At 44.5% G+C, this 4,368-nt stretch carries 3 protein-coding genes; 1 reads left to right on the top strand and 2 read right to left on the bottom strand.

Features of this window, described 5'->3' with window-relative positions:
- Window positions 1-1,317: DUF885 domain-containing protein (locus QZY09_RS08050; RefSeq protein WP_295670754.1), on the top strand; the 1,317-nt coding region annotated here is incomplete at its 5' end.
- Window positions 1,318-1,937: 620 nt separating this feature from the next.
- Here QZY09_RS08050 and QZY09_RS08055 read toward each other — a convergent pair.
- Window positions 1,938-2,624 (bottom strand): hypothetical protein, encoded by a 687-nt coding sequence (locus tag QZY09_RS08055; RefSeq protein ID WP_295670758.1) that lies wholly within the window; start codon window positions 2,622-2,624, stop codon window positions 1,938-1,940.
- 188 nt (window positions 2,625-2,812) lie between these two features.
- The coding region (locus QZY09_RS08060; protein ID WP_295670760.1) for a M1 family metallopeptidase at window positions 2,813-4,368 on the bottom strand (1,556 nt) is incomplete at its 5' end.

Raw genomic sequence — 4,368 nt, forward strand, 5'->3', positions numbered from 1 at the left:
CAGGAGCGCATAAGTTCTATCATCGCTATTGAAAAAAATGCGCCTAAAGTTTTCGCGGCAGCAAAAGAAAATTTAAAAGATACGCTGCCCAAACCCTATGTTGAAACAGCCATACAAATAGCCGAAGGCACCACGGAATTTTTAGGCGGCGACTTGAAATTGGCGCTAAAGGATGTGAAAAACGACACGCTGATGAAAGCCTTCAACGCGGCTAATAAAACCGCCATTGATGCCATCCATGCTTATGCCGCCTGGCTAAAAAAGGAAAAACTACCCAAAGCCAATAACAACTACGCCCTTGGCGAAGCCAGCTACAAAAAAATGCTGCTGTATAGCGAGGGATTGACCATATCGCCCGAAAAAATACTGGCCATTGGCCTTGCAGAACTTAAACATCAACAAGATGTGTTTAATGCCGCTGCCAAAACCATCAACCCAAACAAAAAACCTGTTGATGTTTACCACGACCTGCAAAAGGACCACCCCACTGCCGAAAACCTGATACCGGATGTAAAGAAAAATGTCGAGGCGATCCGCAAGTTTTTAACGGATAAAAACATTGTGACCATGCCCGCCATGGTAAATTTAAAAGTGACCGAAACGCCGCAATATGCGCGTGCTACTAGTACGGCTTCAAATGATGATCCCGGTCCGTTTGAAACGAAGGCAACCGAAGCTTTTTATTATGTAACCCCGGTTGATGCCAAATGGACGGCACAGCAAAAAGAAGATTGGCTGCGCCAGTTTGATTATTATACTACAGACAACGTAACCATACACGAAGCTTACCCGGGCCACTATACCCAGTTTTTGCATTTAAACGCCTCGCAGGCTACCCGGATTGAAAAGATCTTTGGCAGCTATGCTTATGTTGAAGGCTGGGCGCACTACTGCGAACAAATGATGGCCGATGCTGGCTACGGCCACAACGGCGATACTGTACTGGCGGCCAAATACCGCCTGGCCCAGGCAGGCGATGCCCTGCTACGCCTTTGCCGCCTGTGCGTATCTATAAAAACCCATTGCCAGGGCATGAAACTGGACGACGCTACCAAATTTTTTATGGACAACTGGTACCAGGGTCAAAAACCATCCTACCAGGAAGCCCTTCGCGGTACTTTTGATCCGGGTTATTTGTTTTATACCATTGGCAAGCTGGAAATATTAAAACTGCGCACTGATTACCAAAAACAGGAAGGCGCTAATTTCAGTCTCAAAAAATTTCACGACGAGGTGCTGAACCACGGCATGCCGCAGATCAGGCTGCTGCGCGAAGTAATGCTAAAGGATAGCAGTACCTGGAAAGAGGTGATGTGATTTCGGATTTCGGATGTTCGATTTCGGAATTATTTGAATGCGGATTGCGAAGTGCCGTTTGCGGAAATATAAAAAATTTGTCATTTCGACGAGGAACGAGGAGAAATCTATACACTTGCTATTCCCGATTGCCGGTGGGAATGCCGCGTGTATAGATCTCTCTCTATCGTTCGAGATGACAAAAAGGCAATATTTTATACGCCTATTATATTTATTATCAGTCTTTTCCGCATCAACTGCGTTATCAGAAAAGACGCAACCCCTACCGCAAAGATCCATTCATCATACTTAAAAAACCAATAAACAAAAGGGCTGCTTATTAAAACCCATTCGATCAATAGCTTTAGTGTGAGGTGGTTTTGGTTGTATACGATCAGTATTAAGTCGAGAAAAATAATCATCACAACAAATAGTCCCCAAAAAATCATTCCATATAAGCAAACAGAAAATAAGGACATTACGATTGCCTGAAAAATATTTGGTGATATATCCGAACGGTACGAAATGAAAATACAGGCTAACAAAGCCGATATAAACAGTCCGCAGATATTTATCCAATTGGTAAGGAGGATTTTCATATGCTATTATGAACTGCAAAGGCGATATTAGACGGTTGTGGTTTAATGATCACTCAGCCTTTGCAAAGTCCGTTTCTCAGGTGGCAATGCCATGTATTTTTTGTAACTGTCATTAATATAAGCCGCCATTGATGGGCCGTTATTATTGGTTACAAATGCGTAGCTGGGCCGGTAAACCGTCATAAAGTTCTCCAACTCCTGCCCTTTCAGCGGCACAATGCTGCCTACATAGGCACGGGTAAATACGGCATCAATATGGCGCTCCTGTTCTTCAACCACGAAGTATTTTTTAAGCCGGCGCGCATCCTTGCCCTCTTTACTGAACCACGACGAAGGCGACATGATATAAACCTTGCTCTTCTCATATATTTCAGGGTATTCCTTATGCGAATCAAACATCTGGCGGGTTGAGTTGATATTTACCTCGCGCAAGGCAATCGTTTTCACTACAAGGTTGATCTTTTTGGGCGTAAGGTCAACCACATAAAGGGTATCTGAAACATAACCCGGCGAATCAAAGATCAGCAGGTGGCCGGCCTCTGTTTTGATCTCAAAGTTCCCATTTTTATCCGCTATGGTATATTGCTTATTATTTTTATCGTGAATAAATACGTTATCGAGGCGAATATTGCTTCCGTTTTCGTAAACAGTGCCTTTTAAAGTGGTTTGGGCCTTAACAAAAAAAGCCAGGCTTAACAGCATGGCAGTTAACAAGTAGATCTTTTTCATGGGGTAGAGAATTATCCTGTCAATTTAACTCTTTTTAGGGAGAAATAGTTTTGTTTTTTGTCAGAAAAGTCGGGAAAGACCGAAAGTCCGGAAGACCGAAAGAAGAAAAGATGCTGCAATACTATGTAAACGAGTAGAGCTGCGTAGCTTCTTTCGGACTTTTCCGACTTTCGGACTTCCCAGCTTAACTATTTCTTCCAAACGTTATTATCCGGGTTAATATCCGGATAAACCTTGTCAGGATCGTAAGTAACCGATTCTATTTCTTCTGTAGAAGGATAATTGAACGTCCAGGTACTGTTACGTTCCCAAATCTCTACCGGCAGGGTTATCCTGCTTACCTTGCCGCTTGTGGTTTTAATTTCAAGGATCACGGGCATCGCCATCTTTTGCAGGTTATCAATCGTAATGATCGATCCTTTTGAAGGCGTGTCACTCACGTATTTTACATCGCGTACGGCTACATCCAGCTGCCAGTTGTTTAAAAACCAGCCGCGCCAGAACCATTGCAGGTTCTCTCCTGCCGCGTTTTCCATCGAGCGGAAAAAGTCATCAGGTGTAGGGTGTTTAAATGCCCATTTGTCGATATAGTTCCTGAAAGCAAAATCAAAACGTTCGGGGCCTACAATCTGTTCGCGGAGCATGGTTAAGCCCAGGCTTGGTTTGAAGTATAAAAGGATGCCGGTATTTTTTTCTTTTAAATTGGCCGGCTGACTTAAAATCGGCTCCAGGGTCGGGTTTGTTACAATTGGCGCCATCCGGTGCATATCATTACCTCTTTTGTTTTTATACTCGCCGTTATTAAAATCGGCTGTTGACAGCGTATTGATAAACGTATTAAAACCTTCGTCCATCCAGCCGTAAAGGCGTTCGTTTGAGCCTACGATCATCGGGAACCAGGTATGGCCAAACTCATGGTCGTTCACACTCCATAAGCTTGCTTTTTTTGCCTTATACCCGCAGAAAACAATGCCCGGGTACTCCATCCCGCCGGTGATCCCTGCAACAACGGTAGCATTGGGGTAAGGGAACTCAAACCATTTGGCCGAGTTAAATTCTATCGATTTTTTAACATATTCTGTTGAGCGGCCATAGGCGTCGTTGCCATCGCTCTCGACAGGATAGGCTGAAATGGCCATTGCCTTTTTACCGCTTGGCAGATCCATTTTGGCGGCATCAACAATAAACGAAGCCGACGCACCCCATGAGGCATCGCGTGCGTTTTTGATCACAAAGTGCCAGGTTAATTCGGTTTTGCCTTCCGGGCGGGATTTTGGATCGGTCACTTCATCGGCAGTCCTGATCACAACTGTCTTTTCGCTGTTCTCCGCTGCTTCCCAGCGTTTTAATTGCTCTGGGGTATAAACTTCCTGCGGGTTTAACAATTGACCTGACGCCACCACGATATCTTTTGCAGGCGCGGTAATTTTAAGGTCGAAATCGCCGTATTCCAGGTAAAATTCACCCGGGCCGGTATAAGGGATGGTATTCCATCCGGATACATCATCATAAACGCACATGCGCGGGTACCACTGCGCCACCTGGAAGATCTTTCCGTTTTTAGTCGCTTGAATACCCATCCGGTCAGACCCATAATCAGGTGAAATGAAAGAATATTCTATCTTCAATTTTACAACACCACCGTCTGCGGTAACTTCTTTTGGTAAAAAAAGCTGCATCCGGGTGTCCGATACCAAATATTTAACATCGGTTTCGGCCCCTTTCGCGCCTATAAGTTTGATGG

The sequence above is a fragment of the uncultured Mucilaginibacter sp. genome (genome assembly GCF_903913935.1).
GTDB lineage: Bacteria > Bacteroidota > Bacteroidia > Sphingobacteriales > Sphingobacteriaceae > Mucilaginibacter.

Bases quoted from the DNA above. Each gene is read 5' to 3' on its own strand.
- QZY09_RS08055 (WP_295670758.1), bottom strand. From the start codon at position 2,624: ATGAAAAAGATCTACTTGTTAACTGCCATGCTGTTAAGCCTGGCTTTT.